The sequence below is a fragment of the Actinomycetospora sp. genome, assembly GCF_036497585.1.
Classification (GTDB): domain Bacteria; phylum Actinomycetota; class Actinomycetes; order Mycobacteriales; family Pseudonocardiaceae; genus Actinomycetospora.
In genome coordinates this window covers 1-26,048 of sequence record NZ_DASXJD010000092.1, presented here as the reverse complement: position 1 = coordinate 26,048, position 26,048 = coordinate 1, and the positions used below count along the sequence as shown (strand labels likewise).

General features: G+C 75.7%; 34 protein-coding genes. 18 read left to right on the top strand and 16 right to left on the bottom strand.

What is annotated here, in order from left to right:
• Positions 1-14 precede the first annotated feature (14 nt).
• Genes VGH76_RS08490 through VGH76_RS08480 form a run of 3 tightly spaced genes read right to left on the bottom strand, consistent with a single transcriptional unit; the run spans position 15 to position 2,993 of the window.
• Positions 15-1,160 (bottom strand): hemolysin family protein, encoded by a 1,146-nt coding sequence (locus VGH76_RS08490; protein WP_331556203.1) that lies wholly within the window; start codon positions 1,158-1,160, stop codon positions 15-17.
• Positions 1,157-2,509 carry a hemolysin family protein gene (locus VGH76_RS08485; protein WP_331556202.1) on the bottom strand — a complete coding sequence of 451 codons (1,353 nt, stop codon included), beginning with the start codon at positions 2,507-2,509 and terminating at the stop codon, positions 1,157-1,159. The genes VGH76_RS08490 and VGH76_RS08485 overlap by 4 nt, the downstream gene beginning before the upstream one ends.
• A gap of 19 nt (positions 2,510-2,528) precedes the next feature.
• Positions 2,529-2,993: a PPOX class F420-dependent oxidoreductase gene (locus VGH76_RS08480; RefSeq protein ID WP_331556200.1), complete on the bottom strand. Its 465-nt coding sequence runs from the start codon at positions 2,991-2,993 to the stop codon at positions 2,529-2,531.
• A 73-nt stretch (positions 2,994-3,066) separates the two neighbouring features.
• Here VGH76_RS08480 and VGH76_RS08475 point away from each other — a divergent pair, with 73 nt between their 5' ends.
• The 5 genes from VGH76_RS08475 (at position 3,067) to VGH76_RS08455 (ending at position 6,401) form a co-directional block, all read left to right on the top strand.
• Complete coding sequence (locus tag VGH76_RS08475; protein ID WP_331556198.1) at positions 3,067-3,831, top strand: SDR family oxidoreductase; 765 nt, start codon at positions 3,067-3,069, stop codon at positions 3,829-3,831.
• 77 nt (positions 3,832-3,908) lie between these two features.
• Entirely contained in the window at positions 3,909-4,844 is a 936-nt protein-coding gene (coaA, locus tag VGH76_RS08470; protein ID WP_331556197.1) for a type I pantothenate kinase, read from the top strand.
• 104 nt (positions 4,845-4,948) lie between these two features.
• On the top strand, positions 4,949-5,437 hold the full coding sequence (locus VGH76_RS08465; protein WP_331556196.1) for a MarR family transcriptional regulator: 489 nt from the start codon (positions 4,949-4,951) through the stop codon (positions 5,435-5,437).
• 136 nt (positions 5,438-5,573) lie between these two features.
• A complete protein-coding gene (locus tag VGH76_RS08460; protein WP_331556195.1) occupies positions 5,574-6,149 on the top strand; it encodes a DUF664 domain-containing protein in 576 nt (191 codons plus the stop codon).
• 27 nt (positions 6,150-6,176) lie between these two features.
• Positions 6,177-6,401 (top strand): hypothetical protein, encoded by a 225-nt coding sequence (locus VGH76_RS08455; protein WP_331556194.1) that lies wholly within the window; start codon positions 6,177-6,179, stop codon positions 6,399-6,401.
• Positions 6,402-6,410: 9 nt separating this feature from the next.
• On the opposite strand, the gene fmdA is transcribed toward VGH76_RS08455, so the two are convergent.
• Both fmdA and VGH76_RS08445 read right to left on the bottom strand, forming a co-directional pair.
• The gene (gene fmdA, locus VGH76_RS08450) at positions 6,411-7,661 is read right to left on the bottom strand and encodes a formamidase (RefSeq protein ID WP_331556192.1); all 1,251 of its coding nucleotides are present in this window, start codon (positions 7,659-7,661) and stop codon (positions 6,411-6,413) included.
• 67 nt (positions 7,662-7,728) lie between these two features.
• Positions 7,729-8,805 (bottom strand): substrate-binding domain-containing protein, encoded by a 1,077-nt coding sequence (locus VGH76_RS08445; RefSeq protein WP_331556191.1) that lies wholly within the window; start codon positions 8,803-8,805, stop codon positions 7,729-7,731.
• Positions 8,806-8,904: 99 nt separating this feature from the next.
• On the opposite strand from VGH76_RS08445, the gene VGH76_RS08440 reads away from it, so the two are divergent.
• Positions 8,905-9,333: a MarR family transcriptional regulator gene (locus tag VGH76_RS08440; RefSeq protein WP_331556190.1), complete on the top strand. Its 429-nt coding sequence runs from the start codon at positions 8,905-8,907 to the stop codon at positions 9,331-9,333.
• A 6-nt stretch (positions 9,334-9,339) separates the two neighbouring features.
• On the opposite strand, the gene VGH76_RS08435 is transcribed toward VGH76_RS08440, so the two are convergent.
• On the bottom strand, positions 9,340-10,143 hold the full coding sequence (locus tag VGH76_RS08435; protein WP_331556189.1) for a DUF427 domain-containing protein: 804 nt from the start codon (positions 10,141-10,143) through the stop codon (positions 9,340-9,342).
• A gap of 27 nt (positions 10,144-10,170) precedes the next feature.
• Positions 10,171-10,803 carry a methyltransferase domain-containing protein gene (locus VGH76_RS08430; RefSeq protein ID WP_331556188.1) on the bottom strand — a complete coding sequence of 211 codons (633 nt, stop codon included), beginning with the start codon at positions 10,801-10,803 and terminating at the stop codon, positions 10,171-10,173.
• 51 nt (positions 10,804-10,854) lie between these two features.
• Here VGH76_RS08430 and VGH76_RS08425 point away from each other — a divergent pair, with 51 nt between their 5' ends.
• Positions 10,855-11,598 carry a DUF2071 domain-containing protein gene (locus VGH76_RS08425; protein ID WP_331556187.1) on the top strand — a complete coding sequence of 248 codons (744 nt, stop codon included), beginning with the start codon at positions 10,855-10,857 and terminating at the stop codon, positions 11,596-11,598.
• Positions 11,599-11,611: 13 nt separating this feature from the next.
• Here the strand turns inward: VGH76_RS08425 and VGH76_RS08420 are convergent, their stop codons facing one another.
• The 7 genes from VGH76_RS08420 to VGH76_RS08390 all read right to left on the bottom strand — a co-directional run bounded on the left by VGH76_RS08420 (position 11,612) and on the right by VGH76_RS08390 (position 17,339).
• The gene (locus VGH76_RS08420; protein WP_331556186.1) at positions 11,612-12,394 is read right to left on the bottom strand and encodes an SRPBCC domain-containing protein; all 783 of its coding nucleotides are present in this window, start codon (positions 12,392-12,394) and stop codon (positions 11,612-11,614) included.
• Positions 12,394-13,122: a VIT1/CCC1 transporter family protein gene (locus VGH76_RS08415; protein ID WP_414637695.1), complete on the bottom strand. Its 729-nt coding sequence runs from the start codon at positions 13,120-13,122 to the stop codon at positions 12,394-12,396. Before VGH76_RS08415 ends, VGH76_RS08420 begins: the two co-directional genes overlap by 1 nt.
• Positions 13,123-13,358: 236 nt before the next feature.
• A complete protein-coding gene (locus VGH76_RS08410; protein WP_331556185.1) occupies positions 13,359-13,643 on the bottom strand; it encodes a FeoC-like transcriptional regulator in 285 nt (94 codons plus the stop codon).
• A complete protein-coding gene (gene feoB / locus VGH76_RS08405; RefSeq protein ID WP_331556184.1) occupies positions 13,640-15,823 on the bottom strand; it encodes a ferrous iron transport protein B in 2,184 nt (727 codons plus the stop codon). Before feoB ends, VGH76_RS08410 begins: the two co-directional genes overlap by 4 nt.
• Positions 15,816-16,082, bottom strand: a complete 267-nt coding sequence (locus tag VGH76_RS08400) for a FeoA family protein (RefSeq protein WP_331556183.1) — start codon at positions 16,080-16,082, stop codon at positions 15,816-15,818. The genes feoB and VGH76_RS08400 overlap by 8 nt, the downstream gene beginning before the upstream one ends.
• A gap of 75 nt (positions 16,083-16,157) precedes the next feature.
• Positions 16,158-16,697 carry a DUF3455 domain-containing protein gene (locus VGH76_RS08395; protein WP_331556182.1) on the bottom strand — a complete coding sequence of 180 codons (540 nt, stop codon included), beginning with the start codon at positions 16,695-16,697 and terminating at the stop codon, positions 16,158-16,160.
• A 165-nt stretch (positions 16,698-16,862) separates the two neighbouring features.
• Positions 16,863-17,339, bottom strand: a complete 477-nt coding sequence (locus VGH76_RS08390) for a hypothetical protein (protein ID WP_331556181.1) — start codon at positions 17,337-17,339, stop codon at positions 16,863-16,865.
• 273 nt (positions 17,340-17,612) lie between these two features.
• Between VGH76_RS08390 and VGH76_RS08385 the strand changes: the two genes are divergently transcribed.
• The 4 genes from VGH76_RS08385 (at position 17,613) to VGH76_RS08370 (ending at position 19,113) form a co-directional block, all read left to right on the top strand.
• Positions 17,613-17,906: a hypothetical protein gene (locus VGH76_RS08385; RefSeq protein ID WP_331556180.1), complete on the top strand. Its 294-nt coding sequence runs from the start codon at positions 17,613-17,615 to the stop codon at positions 17,904-17,906.
• Between the two features lies 1 nt (position 17,907).
• The gene (locus VGH76_RS08380; RefSeq protein ID WP_331556178.1) at positions 17,908-18,111 is read left to right on the top strand and encodes a hypothetical protein; all 204 of its coding nucleotides are present in this window, start codon (positions 17,908-17,910) and stop codon (positions 18,109-18,111) included.
• Complete coding sequence (locus VGH76_RS08375) at positions 18,108-18,776, top strand: hypothetical protein (protein WP_331556177.1); 669 nt, start codon at positions 18,108-18,110, stop codon at positions 18,774-18,776. Before VGH76_RS08380 ends, VGH76_RS08375 begins: the two co-directional genes overlap by 4 nt.
• A gap of 127 nt (positions 18,777-18,903) precedes the next feature.
• Positions 18,904-19,113, top strand: coding sequence for a hypothetical protein (locus tag VGH76_RS08370; RefSeq protein WP_331556176.1), 210 nt, complete (start codon positions 18,904-18,906; stop codon positions 19,111-19,113).
• Between the two features lie 19 nt (positions 19,114-19,132).
• Here VGH76_RS08370 and VGH76_RS08365 read toward each other — a convergent pair whose 3' ends face one another.
• Positions 19,133-19,495 carry a hypothetical protein gene (locus VGH76_RS08365; protein WP_331556175.1) on the bottom strand — a complete coding sequence of 121 codons (363 nt, stop codon included), beginning with the start codon at positions 19,493-19,495 and terminating at the stop codon, positions 19,133-19,135.
• Between the two features lie 47 nt (positions 19,496-19,542).
• On the opposite strand from VGH76_RS08365, the gene VGH76_RS08360 reads away from it, so the two are divergent.
• The 5 genes from VGH76_RS08360 (at position 19,543) to VGH76_RS08340 (ending at position 24,085) form a co-directional block, all read left to right on the top strand.
• Complete coding sequence (locus VGH76_RS08360; protein ID WP_331556174.1) at positions 19,543-20,124, top strand: lysylphosphatidylglycerol synthase domain-containing protein; 582 nt, start codon at positions 19,543-19,545, stop codon at positions 20,122-20,124.
• Positions 20,125-20,193: 69 nt separating this feature from the next.
• The gene (locus tag VGH76_RS08355) at positions 20,194-21,423 is read left to right on the top strand and encodes a site-2 protease family protein (protein ID WP_331556173.1); all 1,230 of its coding nucleotides are present in this window, start codon (positions 20,194-20,196) and stop codon (positions 21,421-21,423) included.
• Positions 21,420-21,782, top strand: coding sequence for a hypothetical protein (locus VGH76_RS08350; RefSeq protein WP_331556172.1), 363 nt, complete (start codon positions 21,420-21,422; stop codon positions 21,780-21,782). The genes VGH76_RS08355 and VGH76_RS08350 overlap by 4 nt, the downstream gene beginning before the upstream one ends.
• Before the next feature lie 120 nt (positions 21,783-21,902).
• Positions 21,903-22,373, top strand: a complete 471-nt coding sequence (locus VGH76_RS08345; RefSeq protein WP_331556171.1) for a DUF7144 family membrane protein — start codon at positions 21,903-21,905, stop codon at positions 22,371-22,373.
• Positions 22,374-22,456: 83 nt separating this feature from the next.
• Positions 22,457-24,085: an AMP-binding protein gene (locus VGH76_RS08340; protein ID WP_331556170.1), complete on the top strand. Its 1,629-nt coding sequence runs from the start codon at positions 22,457-22,459 to the stop codon at positions 24,083-24,085.
• Here the strand turns inward: VGH76_RS08340 and VGH76_RS08335 are convergent.
• Complete coding sequence (locus VGH76_RS08335) at positions 24,015-24,335, bottom strand: hypothetical protein (protein ID WP_331556169.1); 321 nt, start codon at positions 24,333-24,335, stop codon at positions 24,015-24,017. The genes VGH76_RS08340 and VGH76_RS08335 overlap by 71 nt on opposite strands.
• 144 nt (positions 24,336-24,479) lie before the next feature.
• On the opposite strand from VGH76_RS08335, the gene VGH76_RS08330 reads away from it, so the two are divergent.
• Both VGH76_RS08330 and VGH76_RS08325 read left to right on the top strand, forming a co-directional pair.
• Positions 24,480-25,076, top strand: a complete 597-nt coding sequence (locus VGH76_RS08330) for an Hsp20/alpha crystallin family protein (protein ID WP_331556168.1) — start codon at positions 24,480-24,482, stop codon at positions 25,074-25,076.
• Positions 25,077-25,166: 90 nt separating this feature from the next.
• The coding region (locus VGH76_RS08325) for an HPP family protein (protein WP_331556167.1) at positions 25,167-26,048 on the top strand (882 nt) is incomplete at its 3' end.

The window sequence follows — 26,048 nt, the reverse complement described above, 5'->3', positions numbered from 1 at the left end:
GGGGTCCGGTGACGTCAGACCGCGCCCCGCGAGCGCGCCACGTGGGTGCTGTCGCGGACCGTCCCGACGTACTCCTCGACGACGTCCTCCAGCGCGACGACGCCGACCGTGGCGCCGTCCCCGTCGACCGCCCGGGCGAGGTGGGAGCCCTCGCGGCGCATGGTCGCGAGGGCCTCGTCGACCGGAGCGTCCACCGAGAGCTGCGGCAGCGCCCGCACCCGCTCGGCGGGCACCACCTCGTCCGGGTCGCCGTCGAGGTCGAGGACGTCCTTGATGTGCAGGTAGCCGTCGAGCTCGACGCTGGGCGCGACCCCGGTGCGGTGCGGCAGGAGGGGGTCGGTGCCCGGCTCCAGCGGGTCGGTGTCGAGGCGGGGGTGGGCGTCCGGGGCCTCGGGCGCCTGCACCGGGTAGCGGGAGAACCCGGTGCGGGCCACCGCCTCCTCGAGCGCGCCCACGGTGGGGTGCGCGGGCAGCACCGTCAGCCGCTCGCGCGGGATGAGCACGTCGGCCACGGTGCGCTCCGCGGTGTGCAGGGCCTGGGTGAGACGGCGGGTCTGGGAGGCGTCGAGCAGGCCCTCGCGCCGGGACTCCGAGAGCATCTCGGCGAGCTCGGAGGGGGTGTAGGCCGACTCCTTCTCGTCCTTGGGCTCGACGCCGAGGAGCTTGAGCACGTGGTTCGCGATCCAGTTGAGCATCGCGATCACCGGGCGGGCGATCTTGGCGAACCACACCAGCGGCGGGACGAGCCACACCGCGGTGCGCTCGGGCCCGGCGATCGCGATGTTCTTCGGGACCATCTCGCCGATGACGATGTGCAGGACGGTGACGGCGAGCAGCGCGACGACGAAGGCGATCGGGTGCACGACGGCGTCCGGGACGCCCAGCGGGTCGAGCACCTCCGCGAGCAGGTGGGCCACGGCAGGCTCGCCCAGCGCGCCGAGCGCCAGCGAGCAGATGGTGATCCCCAGTTGCGCGGCCGCGAGCATCATCGAGAGGTGCTCGCTGGCCCGCAGCACCGTGCCCGCCCCGGAGGTGCCGGCATCGACCATCGTCTCCAGCCGGTCGCGCCGCGCGGAGATCAGCGCGAACTCGCCGCCGACGAAGAACGCGTTGAGCAGCAGCAGCCCGACCATCGCGAGCAGGGCGACCCCGTCGTTCACGGCGTCACCCCGGTGGGCTCGGCTGCCGGCGCGTCCGCCGGGTCTGGCGCGGTGATCCGCACGTCGGCGATCCGGCGCCGGTCCATCCGGGAGACGACCAGGGTGCGGCCGTCGTGGGTCACGCGGTCGCCGACCGAGGGGATCCGCCCCAGCTCGGCGAGCAGGAACCCGGCGAGGGTCTCGTAGACCTCGGAGTCGGGGAACGACCAGCCGACCAGCTCGTCGAGCTCGTCGGGGCGCAGTGTCCCGGAGACCACCCAGCTGTCCGGCCCGGCGTCGCGGAACGGCTCGGCCTCGCCGCGGTCGTGCTCGTCGCGGACGTCGCCGACGATCTCCTCGACGAGGTCCTCGAGCGTGACGATCCCGGCCGTGCCGCCGTACTCGTCGACGACGACGGCCATCTGGAAGCCGGCGCCGCGCAGCCGGTCGAGCAGTTCGTCGCCGTCGAGGGAGTCCGGCACGGTGGTGGGGGTGCGCATGAGGTTGCGCACGAGCGTGCTCCCGCGCCGCGACCGCGGCTCGGCGAACGCCTGCTTGACGTGGACCACGCCCCGGACGTCGTCGAGGTCGCCCTCCACCACCGGGAACCGGGAGTGCCCGGTGCGCACGGCGGCGGCGAGCAGGTCGTCCACCGTGTCGTCGATGGCGAGGGTCTCCACCCGCACCCGCGGGGTCATGAGCTCGTCGGCGGTGCGCTCGCCGACGCGCAGCGAGCGGGTGAGGACGGCGGCGGTGCCCTCGTCGATCGTGCCCTGCTCGGCGCTGGTGGCCACCAGCGAGCCCAGCTCCTGCGGGGAGCGCGCGGAGCGCAGCTCCTCGGCGGGCTCCACCCCGAGCCGGCGCACGATCCAGTTCGCGGCGCCGTTGAGCCCGGAGATGAACCAGGCCAGCACGCGGGAGAACCCCGCCTGGAACCCGGCGACGGCGCGCGCGGTGCGCAGCGGCACGGCGATCGCCAGGTTCTTCGGCACCAGCTCGCCGAACACCATCGACAGCGCCGTCGCGAGGACCAGCGCGATCACCGCCGCCGTTCCGGCGGCGGCGCCCTCGGAGAGGCCCAGGTCGGCCAGGACCGGCGAGATCAGCGTCGCGATCGCGGGCTGCGCCAGGTACCCGGTGACCAGCGTGGTGATGGTGATGCCGAGCTGGGCCCCGGAGAGCTCGAAGGAGAGGTTGCGGTGGGCCTTCGCGACGGCCCGGGCCCGGCGGTCGCCGACCTCGGCGACGTGGTGGTCGACCTGGCTGCGCTCGAGCGTGGTCAGCGAGAACTCGGCCGCGACGAACACCGCCGTGCCGAGCGTGACCGCGACGACCCCGACGAGGCCGAGCACGGAGAGCAGGACGTCCACCTCGCGCTACCCGCGCCCCTCAGTCGCGCTGCAGGCGCGCCGGGAAGCCGCCGGTCGCGATCGGCCCCCAGCGCTCGATGCTCAGCCGGACGAGGCTCTTGCCCTGCTTCGCCATCGCCTCCTTGTACTCGTCCCAGTCCGGGTGCTCGCCGGAGATGGAGCGGAAGTACTCGCACAGCGGGTCCAGCGCCTCGGGGAGGTCGAGGACCTCGGCGGTGCCCTCGACGTGCACCCACGGACCGTCGAAGTCGTCGGAGAGCACGCACATCGCGACCGCGGGATCGCGCCGGATGTTGTGGACCTTGGCGCGCTCGGGGTAGGTGGAGACCAGCAGCCGGCCCTGCGCGTCGATCCCCAGCGTCACCGGGGAGGTCTGCTCGCCGCCGTCCTTGCGCCGGGTCACCACGATCGCGTGGTGCCGGGTCCGTAGGAACTCCGTGAGCTCCTCGCGCCCGACCCGGTCGTTCGTCGCCGTCTTCGCCACGCGCCCCAGGGTACGGGGCGGGTACGACGGTCCTCGCGATGATCACTTCGGTTGTGATCACTACGGTGGTGGGGTGACCAGCGAGGGAGCCGGTGGTGTGCTCGCGGGGCGGGCGGTGCTCGTCGTCGGAGCCTCGTCGGGAATCGGCGCCGCCACCGCGCACGCGGCCGCGGCGGCCGGGGCCCGCGTCGGGGTGATCGCCCGGCGCGCCGACCGGCTCGACGACCTCGTCGGCGCCCTGCCCGGCACCGGGCACGCCGCCGCGCCGGCCGACGTCACCGACCCCGCCGCGCTCGGCGGCGCGGTGGAGTCCCTGGTCGTCCGGCTCGGCGTCCCGCTCGCCGGCGTGGTCGCCGCGGCGGGGGTGATGTCCCTGGGGTCGGTGGCCGACACCGACCCGGCCCGCTGGCGGGAGATCCTCGAGGTCAACGTGACCGGCCTCCTGACGACCGCCCGCGCCGCGCTGCCCCACCTGCATGCGGGCGCGACGCTCGTCGTCGTGTCCTCGATGTCGGGACGGCGGGTCGCCTCCGCGGCCGGCGGGGTCTACGCCGCGAGCAAGCACGCCGCGCACGCCGTCGCCGAGACGCTGCGGCTGGAGGCCGGACCGCGCGGGGTCCGGGTCACGACGCTGTCCCCGGGCTTCGTCGCGACCGACCTGGTCGCCGGGGACGCCGCCGCCGACGACGACACCGCCGCGTTCGCCGAGCGCATGCACGACCAGGGCCTGGACCCCTCCGACGTCGCCGCCGCCGTGGTGCACGTCCTGGGGCTGCCCCCGCACGTGCTCGTCGTGGAATACGCCGTGCAATCGGTTCGACAGCTCGGGCACCGGTGACCTGTGCGCCTCGTGGACGTGACCCCGCAGACAGCCGGTGGCGGGCCCCGGGGTGGGCGTGACCAGAATGGCACCTCATGAGCGGGTCCCCGTTCGTCGACTTCGACCGTTCCTCGTGGGCAGCGCTGCGGGACGCGTCCGGCGACCTCCCCCTGACCGCGGGTGAGCTGGAGGAGCTGCGCTCCCTCGGCGACCCGGTGGACCTCGACGAGGTCCGCGACGTCTACCTGCCGCTCTCGCGGCTGCTGGACCTGCACGTCCGCGCGAACCACGGGCTGCTCGAGGCCTATCGCACCTTCCTGCGCCAGGACGAGGAGCGCACGCCGTTCGTCGTCGGGATCGCCGGGTCGGTGTCGGTGGGCAAGTCGACCACCGCCCGGCTGCTGCGCCTGCTGCTCGCGCGCTGGCAGGACCACCCGAACGTCGCGCTGGTGACCACCGACGGCTTCCTCTACCCCAACGCCGAGCTCGAGCGGCGGGGGATCATGACGCGGAAGGGGTTCCCGGAGTCCTACGACCGCCGGGCGCTGCTGCGGTTCGTCTCCGACGTCAAGGCGGGCAAGCCCGAGGTCCCGGCGCCGGTGTACTCCCACCTGGTCTACGACGTCCTCGACGAGCAGCGCTCGGTCGCGCGGCCGGACATCCTCGTGCTCGAGGGGCTCAACGTGCTCCAGCCGGCCCCCCAGACCGGGGAGCGGGCGAGCGCGCTCGCGGTCAGCGACCTCATCGACTTCTCGATCTACGTCGACGCGCACCCGGCCGACGTGCGCCGCTGGTACATCGAGCGGTTCCTGGCGCTGCGCGAGACCGCGTTCCGCGACCCGGCGTCGTACTTCCGCCGCTACGCCGAGATGGACACCGAGGCGGCCCGCGCCCGGGCCGCACAGCTGTGGGACGAGATCAACGGGCCGAACCTGCGGGAGAACATCGCGCCCACCCGGTCCCGCGCCGGGCTCGTGCTCACCAAGGGTCCCGATCACTCCGTGCGACGGATCCGGCTCCGCAAGCTCTGAGTCTGCCCCGGACGGCGGTATCGGAGACCGGGAATCGGGACGAAAGCGGCGCGGAACACCTGCCCGGTGGTATGTGCGAAGCCTAAGTAGTGCGACGATGAGGTATGGCTGCCTCATCGCCCGCCGCCACGTCCGTGTCCGACCCCGTCGGGGCGGGCCCGCCGGCCATCGACGACCCGATGCTCCCGGCCCGCCTGCGCCTGGCGGTCGGCCGGCTCAACCGCCGCATCCGCGTGGACGCCGCCGCCGTGCTGCCCCCGCTGCAGACCTCGGTGCTGGTCACCCTCGAGGAGCACGAGCCGCTCCGCCTCTCGGAGCTGGCGCGCCGCGAGGCCGTCACGCCCCCCACCATGAGCCGGGTGCTGGCCGCGCTCGACGACGCCGGACTCCTGGTGCGCACCCCCGACCCGCAGGACGCCCGGTCGGCGCTGGTGGAGCTCTCGGCCGAGGGCCGCAGCATGATCGAGCGGCTGCGCACCGAGCGGACCGCGGTGCTCGCCGAGCGCCTCGAACGGCTCGCCCCGGAGCACCGCGAGGCCCTCGCCGCGGCCGTGCCCGCCCTCGAGGCGCTGGTCGCGATGCCCTCGGACTGACACCGGGCACGACGTCCCACCCCCGCGGTGACTTGTCGCGGGCGGAGCCGGGAAGGCATGCTGCTGCGTTGCCCCCTGGGTCGGGCGCCCCGCGGGGGCGGCGCCGTGGCCCGCCACGCCCGACCCCGGGACGAGAGTGACCTTCGACGAGCAGGACGCCACCGACGCCGCCGCGGGCGGCGTGACCGGTCCCGTGGCCTTCCGCGCCCCCGTCCGGCGCCGCCAGCCCCCAGAGGTCGCGGACGAGCGCGAGGCCCTCGAGGGCTGGCTGGACTACTTCCGCACCCAGGTGATCCTGGCGCTCGACGGGCTGCCGCCCGACGCGCTGCGCCGCCGCATCCCCGAGACCGGAGCCAGCCTGACCGGCATCGTCCGGCACCTCACCGACCTCGAGCGGACCTGGCTGGTCGAGCGCTGGGGTGAGCGCGGCGGCCGGGCGGTGTACGCGATCAGCTACGTCGACGACTCCGACGAGGCCTTCCGCGTCAGCGACCTCGACGACCCGGACACCCTCGTGGGCGACTACCAGGAGGTCTGTGAGAAGGGCCGCGACGCGCTGGCGGGCGCGGAGTCGCTCGACGACGCCGTCCGCGACGACCGCCGCGGCCACATCGAGCTGCGCTGGATCCTGCTGAACCTCATCACGGAGACGGCACGGCGTGCGGGTCAGGCGCAGGCGCTGCGCGAGGTGCTGCTGGCCGCGGCCGAGTGAGCCCGGGGACCCGTTGGAGGGCAGCCAGTGGGCGAGCCCGCCGCCGGCCACCACGAGCACCCGCATGGCCTGCGGGGCGCCCACGGCACCAAGATCATCCCGTTCTCGCTGCACAACGTCGACGAGGTGCTCGGCGACGTCGGGCTGCAGATCCCGGCGCGGGTCCGGGCGCGGCAGTGGCGGAACCCGATCGATCCCGCGGCCTACCGGGACGTCACGCCACGGCTACTCCGCACTCTCGGCTCGCCGTGACGGCACGTGTCAGCTCGCCGTCGCGCACTGGCCGCGGTCGACGACGGTGGGCCCGTCACCGTTCGGCCGGATGTCGAAGTCGAAGATCCCGGTGGGGACGTAGAGCGAGCAGCAGGCGTTGGGAATGTCGACGATTCCGCTCACCCGGCCCTCGATCGGGGACGCGCAGAGGATGAGGTAGGCCTGCTCGCCGGTGTAGCCGAACTGCGTGAGGTAGTCGATCGCGTGCAGGCAGGCCTGCTTGTAGGCGATCGTGGCGTTCATGTAGTGCTGGTCGCCGCCCTCGTCGACCGAGATGCCGATGAAGGAGACGAACTCGTCGTAGCGCGGCTCGTGCCGGCCGGGCTGGAAGATGGGCATCGTCGCCTTGTACTTGTCGACGCCGCCCTTGATGAGGTCGACGTGGACGTCGACGTAGCCGCCCATCTCCACCGCGCCGCAGAAGCTGATCTCGCCGTCGCCCTGGGCGAAGTGCAGGTCCCCGATGGAGAACTTCGCGCCGGGCACGTAGACGGGGTAGAGCACCCGCGACCCGATCGACAGGTTCTTGATGTCGACGTTGCCGCCGTGCTCGCGCGGGGGCACCGTCCGGGCCGCCTCGCGCGCGGCGCTCCGGGCGTCGGACCCGCCCATGGTTCCGAGGAGGGCGTGGTCGGGCAGCGGCGGCAGGGCCAGCGGCGGCACCCGCTGCGGGTCGGTGTCGATGAGGGCCTGCTCGCGGCGGTTCCACACGGCCAGGAGGTCCGCCGACGGGGCGCAACCCGCGAGCCCCGCATGGACGTTGGAGGCGATCCGCACCCCCGGCAGGTGACGCGACGTCGCGTACTTGCCCTGGAAGTCCCAGATCGCCTTGCCGGGGTCGGGGAAGTGGTCGGTGAGGAACCCGCCGCCGTTGTTCTGCGCGAAGATGCCGGTGTAGCCCCAGCCCTGGCCGGCCTCGCTGCCGACGGCGGGCGCTCCGCCGTGCGCGGGACCGAGGTCGAGGTAGTCGACCACCAGCAGGTCGCCCGGCTCGGCCCCCTCGACGTGGATCGGGCCGGAGAGCATGTGGTTGTGGTCGAGGACCATGTCCCGGATGTCGTTCGCCGAGTCGTCGTTGCGGACCTGGCCGTCGGTCCAGTCCTTGCACTCGATGCGGAAGACGTCACCCGGGCGGACCGACGCCGCGGCGGGGATCTCGGGGTGCCACCGGTTGTGCCCGGGGACGTCCTGGTCCCGCATCGACTTGGACTGGTCCACGCGGAACACGACCTCGGGCATGGGTGCCTCCAGGAGTAGCTGTTCTCATATGAGAATACTGCTTCGAGGCCCTGTCAAGGCCCACGCGTCAGAGGCACGCGAGGACGTCGAAGTCCACGCCGTCGGCGACCGCGAGGTGGACGCGCTGGCGGGCCGTCCGCCCGCGGAACTCGACGGTCCCGCGCGGACCTTCGTAGGCGGTGCCGTCGGTGGCGGCGTCCCAGGCTCGGAGCTGGTCCGTCCCGGCCCGGCGGGCCAGCGCGGCCAGGGTGTGCAGACCCTCGTGACAGCTCTCGGCCGCGCTGCTCAGGGCCGGAGCGTGCGTCCCGTGGAGGCGCAGGTACCGGTCGAGCAGGTCCATCGCGGCGCCGGTGGCCATCGAGCGGAAGTAGGACGAGGCCACGAAGAGGTTCGCCGTGCTGTCGGCCCCGCTGGCCAACAGCATGTTCTCCTCCATCAGGGGACTGAAGCGCGCCACGCGCTCCGCCAGCCCGCGCCGGGAGAACGCCCGATTGAACTCCACGGCGTCCTGACCGACGAGCAGCATCAGCACCCCGTCGCAGGACGTGCGCTCGATCCGCGTCACCACCCGGTCGACGTCCGCCGCGCCCAGCTCGACGAAGTCCTGGCCGACCAGGTCGAGGCCGAGGTCGTGGGCGTAGCCGCGGACCGCCCCCGCGGAGGCCCGGGGCCAGACGTAGTCGTCGCCGACGACGAACCACCGGCGCAGCCCGAGCTGGTCGCGCAGCCACCGCAGTGCCGGGGCGATCTGGACGTCGGGCGTCTCGCCGCAGCAGAAGACGCCGGGGCGGGTCTCCCCGCCCTCGTACAGCGAGGGGTAGGCGTAGGGGACGCGGCCGGCCAGGACGGGGACCAGCGCCTCGCGGACCGAGGAGATGTGCCATCCGCTCACCGCGTCGAGCGCCCCGTCAACGAGGCGCGCCCGGACGCGCTCGGCGACCTCGTGGGGCTCCCCGCCCCCGTCGAGGACCTCCGTGACGACTTCCCGCCCCAGGATGCCGCCCCGGGCGTTGATCTCGTCGACGGCGACGTCGATGACCGCTTCGCAGGACGGCGCGAAGAGCCCCGCGGGTCCGCGCAGGGGCACGACCATCGCGACCCGCCACTCCTGGCGACCCGCCCCGCCTGAGGTGTCCGACACCATCGGCGACTCCGGGGAGGATTGACGAGCGGGGCCCCAGACCACACCATGCGGGAAATTCCCACAACCCGGTGTTCGTGTCCAGGGAGGACGCTCGTGGCGGTGCCCGAGACGCGCCCGCTCCGGCCGTCGCTCGTCGTCGCGCTCACCCAGGCCCTGGACGAGGTCACGCGTCGGGTCGGGGAGATCACGGCGACGGAGGGCCTCGGCGTGGAGCAGTGGCTCGTCGTCCGTCGCCTCGCCGAGCACGGTGACCAGGCCATGCGGGACCTCGTCGCCGGCACCCGCCTCAACGATTCGACACTGACCCGCGTGGTGGACCGGCTCGCCGCGGTCGGCGCGCTCTACCGCGAGACCGACCCCACCGATCGACGACGGGTCCGCGTGGCCCTCAGTGCCCGGGGCCGAGCCGTCCACGAGCGACTGGCCGCGCCGGTCGAGGACGCCGAGGGCCGGCTCCTCGACGGGCTCGACGCCCCCGAGGTCGTCGCGGCGCTGGATCGGCTCGGCCGTCCCGTCGCGGGCGGCTGACCACCGTCAGCTCGCCGCGACCGAGACCGTGAAGTCGTCGGTGAAGCAGACCTTGCCCGCGATGCCCCGCGACTCGTCCCGCGGCGCCTCGTAGGACCAGGCGCCGTCGACCACCTCGGTCGAGCCCGCCTGCACCGCCCAGTAGCTCGCGACACCCTTGTAGGGGCACACCGTGGTCGTGCCGCTGGGCCGCAGCTCGGCGTGGACGTCGGCGCGGTCGACGTAGAACCGGACGTCGAGGCCGGTCTCGTCGAGCAGGACCGCGCTCGTCGTCCGCGCGACGACGGTGCCGTCGGGGGCGGTGACGGTGACCTCACGGCTGGTCGGGCGCAGGTCGACGCGGTGGTAGGGGTCGGTGAGGTGGCCGAGCACGTCCTCGTCCTCGTCGAGCCAGCGGTCGGCGGCGCTCATCGGCAGCGCGACGAGGCCGGCCAGCCACGCGGCGTCGGGCTTCGGGTCGGGGTAGGACCAGACGGCGTTCTCGATCGTGCGGTTGCCCACCGTCAGGTGCTGGTAGCTCGCGTCGCCCTTGAACGGGCAGTGCGTCGAGTGCTCGCTGGGGGACAGCAGCTCGGGCCGCACGTCCTCGGCCGGCAGGTAGAACTGCGGGCCGAGGCCGGTCTCGTGGAGCAGGGCGCCGCGGACGGTGTCGAGGACGACGACCTCGTGGCCCTCGCCATCCTCCACCAGCGCCCGCACCCGACGCCGGAACGGCTCGAGGAGCAGCGAATGCGCCGGGCCCTCGACCGTGAACGTCCGGGTCTCGGGCAGGGATCGGGACAGCGGGCCGCCGAAGCGCGTCAGTGCCATATCGGCGGAGCGCTCCCCGGACGGGCGCTATTCCGCCCTCGCGGCGCTGACCCCGAACACCGGGTCCCCGGCGGAGGGGCGGATCTCGATCACGGGCTCCTCGAACGCCCCGGACGCCCGGAAGTACGCGGCGACGATCTCCTGGTGGCCGGCGTCGTCGGCGGCGAGCCAACCGCGCACGGCCTTCGTCGGGAAGCAGCGGTTCGAGAACGTCACCGCGAACCGGCCGCCCGGGCGGAGCACCCGCCCGATGTCGCGGAAGACGGCGACCGGGCTCGTCAGGTAGTCCACCGACACGGTGCAGACCACGGTGTCGAAGGAGGCGTCGGCGAAGGGCAGGCGGGGGTCGGCGTTGAGGTCGTGGACGACGCGCTCGTGCGCCCAGGTGTTCGCGCCCAGCTCGGCGGCGTTCATCCCGAGCACCGTGAGGTGGCGCGGTGGGGTCGAGAGGTGGGAGACCCAGGACGACATGAGGTCGAGGACGTCGCCGTCGACGCCGACCTCGTCGTAGTAGGCGGACACGGTCGCGACGGCCGCGTCGTCGATGTGCTGCACGAGCCGGGGCGGGCCGTAGAAGGCGGCGTCGTCGCGCTCGTCCGAACGGTCGAAGAAGCCGGGCGGGAAGGTCACGGCCGCGTCGGGGCCGGCGATGTCGGACACGCGACGGGGTTCCCGCGCGTGCGGTCGCGCACGCGGGGGCACGCCCCCGGGGTGAGCACCGCAGCGCCGGCCGTCGAGCCCGTCACCGTCCACGCGCCCGAGTACTCCGGGCCGACGATGATGACGCAGTCGTGGCGGGACGCCGGGTTCCTGCACTGGGCGGTCGACCCCGACGAGGTGGCGCCGATGCTGCCGCGCGGGGTGCACCCCGACGTCGTCGGCGGCGTGACCTACGTGGGGCTCGTGCCGTTCCGCATGGTCGGGGCGGGGGTGGCCCGCGGGCCGGCCGTGCCGTGGTTCGGCACGTTCCTGGAGACCAACGTCCGGCTCTACACCGTCGACGACACCGGCCGGCGCGGCATCGTCTTCCGCAGCCTGGACGCCTCGCGGCTGGCGGTGGTCCTCGGGGCGCAGGCCGCGTTCGGGCTGCCCTACCGGTGGGCGCGGATGGCGTTCCGCCACGTCGACGGCGAGGCCGTCTACCGGACGGTGACCCGCACCGGAGGGCACCGCAGCGTCGTCGCGGTGCGGCCGGGGGAGCCGGTCGAGGGGGACCCGCTGGCGGACTTCCTCACCGCCCGGTGGGGGCTGCACGAGGACCACGCGGGCGTGACCTGGTACGTCCCGAACGCCCACGGGCCCTGGCCGCTGCGCCGCGCCGAGCTCCTGACCTGCGACGACGAGCTGGTGGCGGCGGCGGGCTTCCCGGCGCTCGCCGGGCGGCCGCCGGACCTCGTGCACTTCTCGACGGGCGTGACGGTGCGGTTCGGGTTCCCGCGCCCGGCGCTGCGCTGACGCGGGTCCGCGCTCAGGCCTGCGCGAGCCAGGACGACCACTGCGCCGCCATCCGCTCCGCGATCGGGCCGGCGTCGTCGCCGTGGAGGACCGCGCGGACCTCGTGGACGGGGTCGGCGCCGGTCGTGGCGAGGGTGGCGACGCCGGGGGCGGGCCCGTCGAGCAGGAGCAGGCCGGCGCTGTGGTGGTGGCCGGCCCGCCGCTCCAGGCACGTGCCCGCAAGCGGCGGGACGCCCCGGAAGATCGTGACCGGTTGGCGCGGCACGAGGACCCCGACCTGGGCGAGGAACCGGGCGTGGGCCCGCTCGTGCCCGCTGTCGGCGGAGCGCCCGCGCGAGGGGCCCCAGGCGTGGACCGCGGCGCCCGTCCCGGCGAGGTCGGGGAAGTGCTCCAGGTGCACCGCGAGCGCGGCGAGCGCGGTCGCCGCGCGTTCCCGCGCCGCGGTGCCCGGCTCCGCGGCGGCCGCGGCGCCGAGACCCGTCGTCGTCACCCGGACCGCGGTGGCGCCGGCTCCGTGCGGCGCGATCGTCCAGGTGGTGGTGAGCACGGCGTCCTCGCCGGCGACGACCGCGTCGGCCTCGGTGACGAGCAGGTGCGGGCGCTCCTGCGCGACGGTCCGCGCGGTGTCGGCGGCACCGGTGGCGACGGCGATCGTGCCGTCGGCCCGCGACTCGACGTGCGCGGGCTCCAGCCAGGCCCGGACGTCGGGGAGCCCGACGACGGCGTCCCACGCCTGCTCGACCGACGCCTCGACCGCGACGCCGAGCTCGATGGCGTCCTGGTCGGTGCCGGTCATCACCCGACGGCCGTGCCGACGAGGTGGCCGATGCCGTAGGTGACCGCGAGGCCGAGGGCGCCGCCGACGACCACGCGCAGCACGGCCTTGCGCACCGAGCTGCCGCCGAGGTTCGCCGAGATCCACCCGGCGAGCCCGAGGGCGATGAGCACGGCCACGAACGTCACCGGGACCCGCCAGGCCGCGGGCGGGAGCAGGATCGCGAGCATCGGGAGGATGCCGCCCAGGGAGAAGGCGAGCGCCGAGGCCCCGGCCGCCTGCCCGGGGCTCGAGAGCTCCTCGGGGTCGAGGCCGAGCTCGGCCTCGACGTGGGCGGCGAACGCGTCGTGCTCGGTGAGCTCGCGGGCGACCTGGTCGGCGGTCTCGCGGGAGAGGCCCTTGCCCTCGTAGATCGCGGCCAGCTCGGCGAGCTCGTCCTCGGGGTCCTCGGCGAGCTCCCGGCGCTCCTTCGCGAGCATCGAGCGCTGCGAGTCCCGCTGGCTGGACACCGAGACGTACTCACCGAGCGCCATCGAGACGGCACCGGCGACGAGCCCGGCGACGCCGGCGGTGAGGATCGGGGCGCGCTCGGCGGTCGCGCCGGCCACGCCGAGCACGATGCCCGCGACGGACACGATGCCGTCGTTGGCGCCGAGCACGCCCGCACGCAGCCAGTTGAGTCGGGCGTCGCTGGCCTCGGCGTGCGGCTCGTCCTCGTGGGTCGGCAGCACCGCGCTGTCGTCGGTCACGATCGGCAAGCAGACCACGACCCGGGCCCGACGACCACCCGCGGCCAGGCGGGCATCACCGTCGCCGTCGCGAGGCCAGGCTGTCCTCTCCGGGCGGGTGGGCGCGTGGCGCGACCTGGTCGGACGCCGTCGGGACCGCGTCGTGACGGCGCAGTGAGGTTCGCCTGCCCTGGCCACGGCGACGGCCCGCCGAGACGGACACCACTCCCTCGGAGCAGGCCGACCGGAGGGCAGGCTCAGTCGCGACGGAAGCTGATCGCGAGCAGCGTGGTGCGCTCGGCCGGCGACGACGCGCCGCAGCCGGGACGGTCGCCGTCCCCCGAGGAGCAGGAGCCGCAGCCGCCGCCGGGACAGGCGGTCCCGAGGTCGTCGACCGCGAGCCGGCCCTTGCGGACCCAGTGGTCGACCATCGCCGAGGCCTCGTCGCGCGAGACGCCGACGTGCTCGGCGAGCTGCGTGAGGCTCGTGGCGGTGCCGGCCCGGACCTCGGCGAGCACCTGGCGCAGCGGGCTCGCGGTCACAGCAGCAGCGCCCCGATCTGGAACACGGCCACCGCGAGCACCCAGGCGACGAGCAGCTGCATCCCGATCCCGACGAGGGTGGCGCGGGTGCCGATCTCCGCCCGTTGGGCGGCCACCGTGGTCATGCACGGGGTGTAGGCCAGCAGGAAGACCATGAAGGCGAGCACCGCGGCGATGGTGTGGCCGCCCGAGGTGCGGTCGAACGTCTCGCGCAGCGCCGGGCCGAGGGCGCCGGCCTCGTGGACGTCCGCGGGCTCCTCGGCCGAGTACGTCTGCGCGGTCGTCGCCACGACGGCCTCCTTGGCGACGAACCCGGTGACGAGGGCCGCCGAGGCGTGCCAGTCGTCGAACCCGGCGGGCGCGAATACCGGCGCGATGCCCCGGGAGACGCCGCCGAACACGCTCTCGGCCGGCGCGACGTGACCGAAGGAGGCCGGCTGCGCAGTCGTGGCCTCGGCGCCGGGCATCGGGATCGAGGAGAGCAGCCACACCGCGGTGACGGTGGCGACGATGATCCCGCTCGCCGTCCGCAGGAACGCCTGCAGCTTCTGCCAGGTCTGCACGCCCACGACCCGGGCGGTCGGCCGCCGGTAGGGCGGGAGCTCGAGCAGCAGCGGGTCGTCGGTGAGGTCGCGGAACGCCACGCGGCGCAGCAGCCACCCCATGCCCACGACCAGCACGATCGAGAGCACGTACATGGCGAAGACCATCGTCCCGGCCTGGCTGCCGAAGAAGATGCCCGCGAGCAGCACGTACACCGTCAGGCGGGCGCTGCACGAGACGAACGGGATCAGCAGGCCCAGCAGCAGCCGCTGGCGCGGGTTGCGCAGGATGCGGGTCCCCGCCAGGGCGGGCACGTTGCAGCCGAAGCCGACGATGATCGGCAGGAAGGCCTTGCCGGGCAGGCCGATGACGCGCATCAGCCGGTCCACCACGAACGCCGCCCGGGCCATGTACCCGGAGTCCTCGAGCAGCGCGAGCAGCACGAACATGATCGCCATGAGGGGCGCGAAGCTCAGTAGCTGCCCGACGCCTGAGATCAGTCCGTCCTGCACCAGCCCGGTCAGCCACTCCGGCGCCCGGACGGCGTCGAGGACCCACCCGAACCCGGCGGCGACGGGGCCGTCGAAGAGCGCCTGGACCGCCTCCTGGAGCGGGGCCGCCACGGCGGTGGTCGCCTCGAACACACCCCACATCACCGCGAGGAAGATCGGGAGGCCGAGCCAGCGCGAGGTGAGCACCCGGTCGGCGCGGTCGGACCAGGTGACCCGCGGTCCGCGTCGCGTGACGACCGCGCCGAGCACCTCGTGGGCCCAGGCGTAGCGGTCCTCGGCGACGCGCAGCTCGACCTCGTCCGCCGGGTCGTCGTCCCCGCCCGTCTCCTCGGCGAGCGACGCGGCGGCGCGGCGGGCGATCGCGACGACCTCGGCCGGCGCGTCGTCCCCGCCCTCGAGGAGCGCGAGCGAGCGCCACCGCAGGGCCGGGCCGTCGTCGTCGGCGGCGACCAGCGCGGTCGAGACCGTGGTGATCGCGTCCTCGAGCTCCACGCCCAGCCGCGCGGGGGTGGCGGACGCCGGGTCGACGAGGGCGCGGGACAGCGCGGCCGCGAGCACGTCGACGCCCTGGCCGCTGCGGGGCACGACGGGGACCACCGGGACGCCGAGGGCACGTCCGAGCGCCTCGTCGTCGACGTCGAGGCCCCGGGACCGCGCCACGTCGACCATCGTCAGGGCCACGACGACCGGGATCCCGGTGTCGGCGAGCTGCGCGGCGAGGTAGAGGTTCCGGGTCAGGTTGGAGGCGTCGAGCGTGGCGACGACGAGGTCGGGCCGCTCGCCGGGAGGGGCGTCGACGAGCAGCTCGCGGGTGAGCTCCTCGTCGGGGGAGTCCGGGACGAGGCTGTAGGTGCCGGGCAGGTCGACGACGCCGACCTCGCCGCCGCCGTCGGGCCGCCACGTGCCACGGGCGACCGCCACCGTCTTGCCCGGCCAGTTACCCACGTGCTGGCGCGCGCCGGTGAGCATGTTGAACAGCGTCGACTTGCCGACGTTCGGGTTGCCGACGAGGACGACCCGGGCCGCCCCGGCGTCCGCGGGGCCGGTGTCCTCCCCGTCGGAGCAGCAGGGCTTCTCGAGCAGGACCGGACGGACCCGACGACCCGTGAGGAGACCCTCAGCCACGGTGGCCGTCCCCGACCCACAGGTCGCGGGCTCCGGCGGCGTCGACGGCGACCCGGGTGTCGGCGTTGACGGCGAGCAGGAAGCCGTCCACCCCGCCGCGACCGAGCACCTCGATCACCGCGCCGGGGACGAACCCCAGCTCGGCGAGCCGTCGGCGCCGCACGCGCCCGGCGTCCACCCGGCGCAGCACCGAGACCGAACCCACCGGTCGCTCGACCAACGGGCACTCCGACGTGGCACCGATCCCGGGACTGGACATCGGCAGGGAGGTTAGCCTCACCTTCGCCCTGTCTTCAACGGGCACCGCGGGAACCGCCGCATCGAGGGCCGGAACTCAGGCGCCCGGCGCGAAGAAGCGGTACTCGGCCGTGTAACCCACGGCCTGGTGCGCGCCGTCGGCGCACGCGCCCGAGGGCGAGGCGCCGCCGCGGACGTCGAGACGCTGCACGAAGTCGACCGTGCCCATCACGCCCTGGCCGGCGTGCCCGCTCGCCCGGAGCAGGAGGTCGGGAGCCGCGCCCGGGACCGGCGCCGCCGCCACCTGCGCCCCGGTCACCGAGCTGCCGTCCGTGGTCGCGGTCCACCGGGGTCCCGCGTCGTGCAGGACGTCCGTGGTCGGCGCCGTCAGCACCGCGGCGGGTGCCTCGAGCGCCCACGCGCCGCCGCGGCAGGCGTAGACCTGCGAGCCCCGCTCGACGGTCGCCGTCAGCGCCAGGTGCTGCCCGGCCGGCACGGCGAGCTGTGCCGGCACGGCCGGCGCGGTGCTCGGGGCGGCGGGCGCGTCCGGGGCGGGGGAGGAGCCGCACGCGGTGAGGACGATGGCCAGCGCCGCCACCGCGAGGGCGGCGGCGTCGTGCCGCGTCGAGGGGGTCACATCGGTCCCTTCGGGTCAGGGGTGCGAGGTCGTCTATTTCCGACGGTTCAGGGCGGCCAGGGCGACTCCCACCCCGGACCACTCCTCGTCGGCGGCCGATCTGAGCAGGCTGTTACTACGACAAAGTAGTAAGAAGGCGTAGCCACCGCGCGCTGACGGGCGCACTCATGCGTCCCGGGTCGGCGGGGGGCCCGGGATGACCTCGCCGGGTCGGCGGGGAAGGGCCGGGTGCAGGAGCCCCTCCCGGCGGGCCCGGGCGACGAGGCGACCGGCGGCGGTGCGGTCGACCCCGAAGGCCCGCGCCACGGCCGCCGTCGGCGCCAGCCGGGACCGCGCGTCGGCGCTGGCCAGCGCCTCGCGGTAGGTACGCGCCACCCGGTCCAGGTCCTCGGCGTCGGCCGCGCCGGACGACGGCGCATCAGGGGTGCGGACGCGCGGGCCGCTGGTGCGGAGCTGGTTCGTCGCGAGGACGAGGTAGCGCGCCAGGGGGAGCGCCCGCACCGTCTCCGGGTCCAGGGCGGCCCCGTCGGGCCGCGCGTGCACCTCGACCGACGTGAGCCGGGGCTCCGAGGAACCGAGCAGGAGGCCGAGCAGCACCCAGCACCCGAGCTCGGGGTCGTCCACCTCGACCCGGGCGTCCACGGCGTCTCCGGCCCGACCGGACGTCTCCGGGGCGACGATCCGCGTCGACACGGAGCCGCGCGAGGATCTTCCTGGCACTCCGCCCTCCCCCCGTCCCGCCGGTACTACGCCACCGTAGTAGTGCGGCGGCGGGGCCGGTCGGGCACCGACGCCCTCACGCGGACGGGACCAAGGACCCGCCCCGGGTGTGTCGACGTGCTCTCGCCCGGCCCGCTGCCGCGCACGAGGGTCGCCCACGTCACCGACGAGCGAAGACGAGAGAAGGAACCCACCATGACCTCGATGCGGCCCTGGAACGCCACCCTCACCGCCCGCGTGTCCCGCGCCCGCGATCTCGAGAACACCGAGATCGTCGAGTACGGGCACGGGATGTTCACGCGCCGGCTGCTCGGGCCCGGCGGACCGCTCGCCAACCCGATCGAGGTCCTGGACGAGCAGGCCTGCCGGGATCTGCTCGAGGAGCTGTGCGGCGAGCTCGACGGGCTGCCGGCCGACCTCGACCGTGACGACGTCACCGCCTTCGCGCGGCTGCTCGAGGGCTCGCTCGCGATGGCCCCCGCCGCCTGAGGTGGTCGGCCCGGGCCTCGTCGCCCGCTGCGTGGCCGCGGTGGAGGTGCGCTGCGGCCACCCGGCGTGGGCGTTGCGCGACGTGGTCCTGGGCCGGGGTGCGGGCGAGCTCGTCGTCCCGGGCGGGCACGACGACCTGGTGGCCGACCTGGTCCGCCGGCTCCCGGTGCCCGTTACCTCGGCCGCCGTGACGGTGCCGGCATGAGCTCCGCGCCCGCGCCCGCCGCCGCGCCGCTGTGGTGGACCTGGTTCGCCTCGGTCACCGTCGCCGAGGTCGTCGGCTTCTGCGTGCCGCTCGCCGTTGGCGCGCTCACGGCGGACGCCGGCCCGGCGGACGCCGGCCCGGCGGTCGCCGTCCCCGCCCTCCTGGCGGCGGGCGCGGTCGAGGGCGCGGTGCTCGGCGCCGGCCAGGCCGTCGTCCTCTCCCGCGTCCTCCCACGACTGCGCGCCCGCGACTGGGTGCTGGCCACCGCCGCGGCGGCGGTCCTCTGCTACGCGCTCGGGCTGCTGCCCTCGGTGGCCGCCGGGACCTGGGCGTCCTGGCCGCCGGCCCTCCTCGTCGTCGTGACCGTCGCGCTCGGGGCGGCGCTGTTCGCGACGATGGGGACCGCGCAGTGGTGGGTCCTGCGCCACCACGTGGCCCGGGCGGCGCTGTGGATCCCGGTCACCGCCGTGGCCTGGCTCGTCGGGCTCGGGGCGTTCCTCGGCCTCGCCATGCCGTGGTGGAACCCGGGGCAGCCGACGACGGAGGTGCTCGCCATCGGGCTCGTCGCGGCCGTGGTCATGGCCGCGACCGTGGCCGCGATCACCGGGTGGGCAGTGGTCCGGCTTCTCGCCAGGCGTCCGGTCGAGGTGTCCGCTCCGCGGTGATCGCGGACGGGGGCCGCTGGTCCCGCCCGCCCCGGTCCGCTGGTCTCTTCCGCAGCCCCCGGGCGGCCGTCACGCTGGACCGGCCGGCGTCGCCGGGACGTCCGGGTACGCCCCGAGGAGGTGGATCATGCTCGTCGAGCTGACCGAGGCCCAGGTGGGCGCGGTGTCGGTGTTCCTGGCCGAGCACCTCGGCGACCTCTCGAGCGAGATCGCCGCGACCGACAACCCCGCCTACCGGCGGGGGCTGATCGAGCGCCGCGAGCTGCTGCGCGGGGTCCTGTCCGCGCTGTCGCACCGGACGGCGTCGCCGCCCCGCAGCGGCGAGGTCCCGGTCTGAGGAGTCCCCACCTCTGGCGCTACGCGCTCATCCTCGGCGCCATCACGCTCCTGGCCTGGGGCGCGCGCGGCCTGCTGCGCGTCCCCGCCGGGACCGTCGCGCCCGCGGTCTCCGCGGGGTGGGTGCTGCTCGCCGCGGTGCTGGGTCCGTCGGCGGTGCCGGCGTACGGCGAGCTGCACCGCCAGGTCCTGCGCGACGCCGGGTCGTCGCTGGCCACCGTGGTGGTCCAGGCGGTCACCGTCGCCGGCAACGCGATGGCCGTGACGCTGCCCGCGGGCGGCTCGGCGGGTGCGGTGGTCTGGTCGGCGCGCACCCTCGCCCGGCGCGGCGTCCCGTGGGCGGCCGCCACCGTCACCGTCGCGACGGCGGGCGCGGTCAGCACGGTGGTCCTGGTCTGGCTCGTCCCGGTGCTGCTGACGGGCGGCGGGGGTGGTCGCGGTCCCGCTCGGGGTCGGGCTCGGCGCGGCGGTCGTCGCGGTCGTCCTGGCCGGTGGGGCCGCCGCGCGGTCGCCCACGGCGCTGGCGAGCGCGCTGGGCCGGCTCCTGCCCGTCGCGGCCCGCGTGTCCTGGCCCCGGCTGCGTCGACGCCTCGGCGCCGACCCCGCCGCGACCGGCCGGGACTGGGCGGCCCAGCTGCGTCCCCTCGTGCCCGGGCCCGCGGCGGGCGTCCTGCTGTTCGTCACCGCGCTGGGGATGTACTTCCTGGACGCCGGCGCGCTGGCCGCCGCCGCCCGCTCGGTCCTGCCCGTGCTCCCGTGGGCCGCCCTGGCGCTGGGCTGGGTCGCGGGCCAGGTCGGGATGGCGCTGCAGCTCACCCCCGGAGGCCTGGGCCTGGTGGAGACGAGCCTCGGGGGCGCGCTGCTCGGCGCGGGCCTCACGGTGCCCCAGGCGGCGGTGGTCGTCGCGGTGTACCGGGGGGCGAACTGGCTCCTGCCGGCCCTGCTCGGGTGGGCGGTGTACCTGCTCCTCGCGCCGGGGGCGCGCCGGGACCTTCCCCGCCCGCACGAGTGACCTCCGGTCCTGCCGCCCTGTCCGACCGCCGTGGCTCACTCGGACGCCGCCGTGGGAGACGGAGGACCGATGGCCGCGCAGGGACCCGACGGCACCGCGACTCGACTGCCGCGTGGCACCGTCCCGCTCGTCCGCCTCGCCGGGGTCCCGGTCGGCGCCCACTGGAGCGTGCTCGGCATCGTCGCCCTGCTCGCGGTGGCGATGGCCCGCGTCGAGCTCCCGCTGCTGAGCCCCGGGCACGGCGGCCGGGCCTACGCCGTGGCGGGCCTCGGCGCCGCCGTGCTGGTGGTGGCGTCGCTGCTCGCGCACGAGGCCGCGCACGCGGTGGTGGCGCGCCGCCTCGGGCTGCGCGTGGAGGGGGTCACCCTCTGGATCCTCGGCGGCGCCACGCTGCTGCGCGGGGAGCCCGACCGCCCGGGCGTGGAGCTGCGGATGGCGGTCGCGGGGCCGCTGACCAGCGGCCTGCTCGGCGGCGTCTTCCTGGGCGCCGCGGACCTGCTCCCGCCGAGCCTGGTCACCGCGGTGCTGCTCGAGCTCGCCTGGGTCAACCTGGTGCTCGCCGTGTTCAACCTGCTCCCGGCGGCGCCGCTCGACGGCGGCCGGGTGCTGCACGCCCTGCTCTGGGCCCGCCGCGGCGATCGGTGGAGCGCGGCGGGGGCCTCGGCCGCGGCGGGCCGCGTCCTGGCCTGGACCCTGGTGCTGGGCGGGATCGCCCTGACCGTCGCCGCCGGCTTCGCCGGCCTCTGGTTCGTCGTCGTGGGGTGGTGGATCGCCGCCAGCGCGGAGCAGGAGGGCCGGCGTGCCCGCCTCGGGCGCACCCTCGACGGGCTCACCGTCGGGCAGGTGGCGCGGCCGGCCCCTCAGGTGGTGTGCCCGCCCCGGGCCATCGACGCCGCGGCGGTGCACGACCCCGCGGCCCGCGCGGGCGGGCTGCTGCTGCGCGAGACCGACGGCAGGCTCGCCGGGTTCGTCACCCCCGAGCACCTGCCGGGCGCGGGGCCCCTCGTCCCGCCGGACCGGCTGAGCCCCGTCCACTCCGGGGACCTGCTCGTCGACGTGCTCGGCGGGCTCGCCCGGCCCGACGCCCGCCTCGTGGTCCTCGACGCCCACGACCGCCCGGTCGGCACCGTCGCCGCCCCGGACGTGCTGCGCCTGGCCGCGGGGACCCCGATGGCGACGCCGGGCCCCGAACCGGGCGCGCCGCCGCCCGCCGGGTGGTGGTGGCCCGGCGGCGGGCCCGTCCCGGGACCGACCCCCTCCGTGACCGCGTCCGTGCCCCCCGAGCGGAGTGACCGATGACCGACCGCGCGACCGACGACGCTCCCTGCCGCCTCGAGCTCCACGGGCACGTCGACGAGCCCGGGGTGGCGTGGGCGCGGGACGCGCTGCGCGCCGACCGCGGCCCGTGGGTGCTCGACCTGGCGCGGACCCGGTCCTGGGACCGCGACGCGGTGACCGCGATGACGGCCGTCCTCGACCGACCGCGCCCCGGGCTCGTCGTGGTGGCGCCCCGGGCGTCCTCGTTCCTGACGGTGCTCCACGAGGCCGGCCTGCGACAGGTCTGGACGGTCTACGACGAGGTGCGCCGACTGCGCCTGGCGGCGGAGCGCCGAGTCCCGCGTCCGGCGGCCTCGGCGGGTGCCGAGCACCCGGTGTGACCGGGGGTCCGCGTCCTCGGGCCCGCCGACTCCACGCGCCGGGACCTTCGGACCTCGCCGTCGGCACGGGCTCTGGCCACGCTGACGGTCACCGACAGACCGTCGACCGGGGAGGAACCCATGACGGAGCACAGCACCGAACAGCGCGGTGACACGACGGCCCGGAGCCGTCCACCGGGCACGACGACGCCGGCGATGACCGGCCCGGCCCCGATGAGCGGCTGGGTGAGCTTCGCGGGGATCATCATGGTCGTCGTCGGCCTCTTCGGCGTCATCGAGGGGCTCTTCGCACTCCTGACCCCCACCTACTACCTGACCGGCAACGGCGTCGTGGTGGCGGTCGGGCTCGGCACCTGGGCCTGGGTCCACCTCATCGTGGGCGCGATCGTGGCCCTGACCGGCGCCGGTCTGCTGAGCGGGGACCAGCCCTGGGCCCGCGCCATGGCGATGGTGATCGTCGGCATCAGCGTGCTCGTGCAGCTCGTGTGGCTGCCCGCGGCGCCGCTGTGGTCGATCCTCGTCATCGCCCTCGACATCACGATCCTCGTCGCCCTGGCGGGCGCCTCCTCGGGGGACCGCCAGCGGGCCTGATCCGTCCCCACCCGATCGACGAGCGTCCCGGCCGGCTCCGCACCGCGCGGAGCCGGCCGGGTCTGCGAGAGGGAGCGACCCCCATGACCACCGCAGCGGGCGACCCGCGCACCCGGACCCCCGACATCCCGACGTCGGCCGCGGTGCGTCGGGCGGTACGCATGCCGGACTACGCGGCGGCCCGGCGCACCTTCTCGTGGGCCGCCGCCGCGGCCCGGCTGGACGGGCTGCCCGGGGGGCGGGGCCTCAACATCGCCCACGAGGCCGTCGACCGTCACGTCGCCGCGGGCCGCGGAGACCGGCACGCGCTGCGCCTCCTCGACACGGACGGCCACGGCCACCCCGTCACCTACGCCGAGCTCCGCCGCCGGACCAACCGGTTCGCGCAGGCCCTGGAGCGCGTCGGCGTCCGACCGGGGGAGCGGGTCTTCACCCTCCTGCCCCGGCGCGAGGAGCTCTGGATCGCGGTGCTGGGCGCGCTCAAGGCGCGCTGCGTCGTCAGCCCGCTGTTCTCGGCGTTCGGACCGGAGCCCGTCGCGCAGCGCCTGCGCCTGGGCCGGGGCGCCGTGCTGGTGACCACGCCGCGGCTGTACGCCCGCAGCGTCGCCGACGCCTGCGACGCGCTCCCGGCGCTGCGCCACGTCCTCGTCACCGGGGACGGGGCCGCCCCACCGGGGACCTCGTCGCTCGAGGAGCAGCTCGCCGGGGAGGACGGGGAGTTCGTGATCGGCCCGACCCGGCCCGAGGACCCCGCGCTCCTGCACTACACGAGCGGGACGACGGGGACGCCCAAGGGCGCCCTGCACGTGCACCGCGCCGTGGTCGCCCACCACGCCACCGCGGAGTCGGCGCTGGACCTGGGCGCCGACGACGTCTTCTGGTGCACCGCGGACCCGGGCTGGGTCACCGGCGCCTCCTACGGGATCGTCGCCCCGCTCGCCCACGGGGCGACCGCGGTCGTCGACCCCGGGGACTTCGACGCGCAGCGCTGGTACCGCGTGCTGGCCGAGCAACGCGTCACGGTCTGGTACACCGCCCCGACCACGCTGCGGATGCTCGCCCGCCACGGCGCCCCGCCCCCGGGGTGCGACCTCGGGGCGCTGCGCCACGTCGCCAGCGTCGGCGAGCCGCTCGACGCCGCCACCGTGCGCTGGAGCGACGCCGCGCTCGGCACCCCGGCCCACGACACCTGGTGGCAGGCCGAGACCGGCGCGATCATGATCGCGAACTACGCCGCGGACCCCGTCCGCCCCGGGGCGATGGGACGCCCGGTGCCCGGGATCGAGGCCACGGTGCTGCAGCGCGACGCCGAGGGCCGCGTCCGGCGCGACGACGGCCACGTGCACGAGGTCGACGCCCCCGGGACGGAGGGCGAGCTCGCGCTGCGCACCGGCTGGCCCTCGATGTTCCGGGGCTACCTCGACGCCCCCGAGCGGGAGGCCGCCGTCTTCGCCGACGGCTGGTACCTCACCGGGGACGTGGTCCGGCGCGACGCCGACGGCTGGTACTGGTTCGTCGGCCGCTCCGACGACGTGATCAAGACCGCGGGCCAACTCGTCGGCCCCTTCGAGGTCGAGGGCGTCGTGATGGCCCATCCGGCGGCCGCCCGGAATCGCCGCCGTCGACGCCCCGCGGACCGGCTCAGCGAGCTGACCCGGCCGCCTGCGGGTGGGGGAACGGCCAGTGGCGCGCCGCCAGGTAGAGGGCGGTGAGCCCCACGGCGGCGGGGACGTCGACGATCCCGGTGAGCACCAGCCCGGTCGCCCCGACGACGACCGGCCAGCTGTGCCGGGGCAGCTCGTCGCGGACCGCCTCGAGCACCCGGGCGGTCTCGTGGACCGCCGTCACGACGGCGTTGTCGCCCTGCCCGCCGTCGTGGGGCGCGTTCGTCGTGACCGCGACGGGACGGCCCTGACCGCCCTGGCGTGTCGCCGTGTTCGGGGTCCCTGACGTCGTGGCCATGTCGTCTCCTCCGTCTCGTCGGTCCTTCCAGGGTGCGGCGCGGGTGGGGCACCCGGCAGCGGCGAGCGGACCTACCCGGCCGGGACCTGCGGCCCTGCCCGGCGACCGCGGGCCGCGTGAACGTCGGCCCCGGGAGGTGGTCACATGACCGAGAAGACGGCGGTCGGGAAGACCGCGAAGGCCGAGGACGCGGGCACGACGCGGGTGCGCGTCGCCCGGGAGGACGACCCGGAGCCGGCGCCGCAGGACGGGCCCGCGGAGGACGTGGGCGCGGAGGACGTGGGCGCGGAGGACGTGGGCGCCGAGGCCGCGGCGCCGGGGATCCTGGCCCAGGCCGAGGAGACGTTGGAGAGCTGGGCCGGGCAGCTCCTGCCGCGGTCCTGGGGCGGCCGGGCGCGCCGCGCGCCCGCGACGATCTACGTCGACGAGTACCGCGACGGCGGGGACTGGGTCGTGGAGGCCGAGCTGCCCGGCGTCGACCCGGACCGGGACGTCACCCTCCACCTGGACCGCCACCAGCTCCGGCTGCAGGCCGACCGCGCCTCGGCGGCGGCCCAGCGCGCCGCGAGCGACCGGCGGGAGCTGCGGGCGGGCCGCATGGTGCGCACCCTGCCGGTGCCCCGCGGCGTCGATCCGGGCCGGGCGAGCGCGGTGTACCGGGACGGGATCGTCACCATCCGCGTCCCGCTCGCACCCGAGGACGAGGAGGTGCCGCGGGAGCTGACCGTCACCCGCGGCTGAGGCAAGGGCGGCGCCGGGGGACCAAGGGCCCGCCGGCGCGGCCCCACCGGCCGCTGCCGGGGCGGCCCCACGGGCGACACGCTGCCGGGCATGATGGTGTGCGCCCGCGAGATCATGACCCGCGCGGTGGTCACGGTGACACCGGAGACCCCGCTCGAGGCGGCCCGGTCGCTGCTGACCTCGCACCACGTCAGCGCTCTGCCCGTCGTCGACGAGGCGCACCACCTCGTCGGGATCGTCACCACCTGGGACCTGTTGCGGGCCCGGTCGAACGACCCGGCGGCCCGGACCGTCGGCGCCGTCATGACCTCCGGTCCGCTCTGGATGAGCGCCGGGGCCGATGTCCGCGTCGTCGCCCGCCGGCTGCGCCACTACGGCCCGTGGCGCGCGATGCCGATAGTCGAGCACGGCGTGCTCGTCGGGATCGTGACGCGCGGCGACCTGGTGCGCCGCCCGGTCCGGGGCGGCCTGCTCGCCCGGGTGCGCCACCTGTTCGACCGGACCCCGCCCGAGCGCGACGACCGGGAACCTCGCCGCCGCGCCGACCGGTACGGGGACGACGAGCCGCGCCGCGGCACCCGGGTCGCCGAGGTGATGACGCCGCGGGACGACCTGGTCGTCGCCCGCGAGCACACCTCTGCCGACGAGGTGCGCCCGCTGCTCGCCGACAACCGGCTCACCGCCGTGCCGGTGATCGACGACGACGACCACGTGGTCGGGATGATCGGCGAGGCCGACCTCGTCCCCACTGGGCTCAGCGGCCGGCGCGAGCCGCACCCGCGCACCGTCGGCGACGCCATGACCGTCGGCGCGATCGCGGTGCGCGACGAGGTCGAGCTGGAGAAGGCGGCCCGGGCGATGGTCGAGCAGCGGTTGCGGCTGCTCCCCGTCGTCGACCACGACGACCGTCTCGCCGGCGTGGTGAGCCGGGGCGACCTGCTGCGCGCGCTCCCGGCGGCGGAGCCCGCGACC